Source organism: Nocardiopsis chromatogenes YIM 90109, assembly GCF_000341185.1.
Taxonomy (GTDB): Bacteria; Actinomycetota; Actinomycetes; order Streptosporangiales; family Streptosporangiaceae; genus Nocardiopsis_A; species Nocardiopsis_A chromatogenes.
Genome location: NZ_ANBH01000400.1, coordinates 1 through 1,443, shown reverse-complemented (window position 1 = coordinate 1,443; position 1,443 = coordinate 1). Strand labels below are relative to the sequence as shown.

The window sequence follows — 1,443 nt, the reverse complement described above, 5'->3', positions numbered from 1 at the left end:
GCACGGCAAGGGCGACCGGCGCGGGGTCACCTCGGACTGGATGGCCATGGAGCAGGCGCGGGGGATCTCGATCACCTCGGCGGCGCTGCGCATCGACTATGACGGCCGGGTGCTGAACCTGTTGGACACCCCCGGCCACGCCGACTTCTCCGAGGACACCTACCGGGTGCTCTCGGCGGTGGACGCGGCGATCATGCTGCTGGACTCGGCCAAGGGCCTGGAGGCCCAGACGCTGAAGCTGTTCGAGGTGTGCCGGGCGCGCCGGGTGCCGGTGGTCACGTTCGTGAACAAGTGGGACCGGCCCGGGCGCGAGCCCCTGGAGCTGTTGGACGAGATCGAGCAGCGCATCGGGCTGCGCCCCACCCCGGTGAACTGGCCGGTGGGCATCGCCGGGGACTTCCGCGGCGTGGTGGAGCTGGGCACCGGCGGCGACGGCCGCGAGTACGTCAAGTACCACCGCACCCCCGGCGGGGCCACCAAGGCCGGGGAAGAGCGCATGGACGCCGAGGCCGCCGCCAAGACCGAGGGCGACGCCTGGGAGCAGGCCCTGGAGGAGATCGAGCTGCTCGGCGAGATCGGCGCTCGGTACGACGAGGCCTCGTTCCTGGCCGGGGAGTCCTCGCCGGTGCTGTTCGGGGCGGCGCTGCCCAACTTCGGGGTGGGCGCCCTGCTGGACACCCTGGTGGACCTGGCCCCCTCCCCGGCGCCCAAGCCGGACGGGAAGGGCGCCGAGCGGGCGGTGGAGGCGCCCTTCTCCGGGCAGGTGTTCAAGATGCAGGCCGGGATGGACAGGGCCCACCGGGACCGGATGGCGTTCGTGCGCATCTGCTCGGGGCGGTTCGAGCGCGGCATGGTGCTCACCCACGCCGCGACCGGGCGCCCGTTCGCCACCAAGTACACCCAGCAGGTGTTCGGCTCCGAGCGCACCACGGTGGAGACCGCGTTCCCGGGGGATGTGATCGCTCTGGTCAACGCCGCGGCGCTGAGCGTGGGCGACACGTTGTACGAGGGGTCCAGGGTGGTGTTCCCGCCGATCCCCAGCTTCGCGCCCGAGCATTTCGCGGTGGCCCGGGCCAGGGACGCGGGGCGGTACAAGCAGTTCCAGCGGGGCATCGCGCAGTTGGACGCCGAGGGCGTGGTGCAGGTGCTGTCCTCGGATGTGCGCGGGGAGCAGGCGCCGGTGCTGGCGGCGGTGGGGCCGCTGCAGTTCGAGGTGGTCCAGCACCGTATGGCCGAGGAGTTCAAGGCACCCATCGAGCTGGCGATGCTGGACTACACGCTGGCGCGGCGCACCACCGCCGAGGACGGCGAGAAGCTGCACGCGCTGTCGGGGTGCGAGGTGCTGGAGCGGCGCTCGGATTCGGAGCTGCTGGTGCTGGTGCACAACAAGTGGCGGCTGCGGGTGATCGAGCGCGAGCACCCGGGCCTGGTGATGGAGCCCCT

At 72.0% G+C, this 1,443-nt stretch carries 1 protein-coding gene; it reads left to right on the top strand.

Annotation, left to right across the window (positions count from 1 at the left end; genetic code table 11):
* The coding region (locus D476_RS0131545) for a peptide chain release factor 3 (protein WP_017627849.1) at positions 1-1,443 on the top strand (1,443 nt) is incomplete at both ends.